Origin of the sequence: Oribacterium sp. HCP3S3_B9 (assembly GCF_052064255.1) — a bacterium.
Lineage (GTDB): Bacteria > Bacillota > Clostridia > Lachnospirales > Lachnospiraceae > Oribacterium.
In genome coordinates this window covers 1-417 of the sequence record NZ_JBQHVY010000086.1, presented here as the reverse complement: position 1 = coordinate 417, position 417 = coordinate 1, and the positions used below count along the sequence as shown (strand labels likewise).

General features: G+C 50.1%; 1 protein-coding gene. It reads right to left on the bottom strand.

What is annotated here, in order from left to right; translation table 11 throughout:
• The coding region (locus ACTNC3_RS11555) for a hypothetical protein (protein WP_441227522.1) at positions 1 to 225 on the bottom strand (225 nt) is incomplete at its 3' end.
• Positions 226 to 417 lie beyond the last annotated feature (192 nt).

The following is a 417-nucleotide window of genomic DNA, read 5'->3' as shown; positions in this document are numbered from 1 at the left end:
GTTGAAAAGGTCCATCAGTGTCAGCTGCTCAGGGTTATCATAACCGACGTGTTTCTTTTCGGATCGTGAGGCAAAGATCATACGCTTGAACTCTTCAATGGTCTCCTTAGCCTCAGCAAGCTCCTGACGGAGCTGGGCTGTCTCGCGTTCCATGGCGTTGTGCTCGTCGATGAGGTATTCGATTATTTCGTCTTTGCTTCGATTGCCGAAATCCGTAATGCTCATGGTGTGTACGTCCTTTCAAAACTGCTCTGATTATACCGCTGAAAGCACGTATTTCCTAGGCTGCGCGGGCCTTCCCGGAGGTGAGTATTCCGGGCTCCGTGACACCACTGTCCGGTTTTTGGGAAACCGCCGTTCCAGTAAATTGGAAACCAGCAATCCGGCAATGGAAACCAAAAGCATGACACCTTAGAA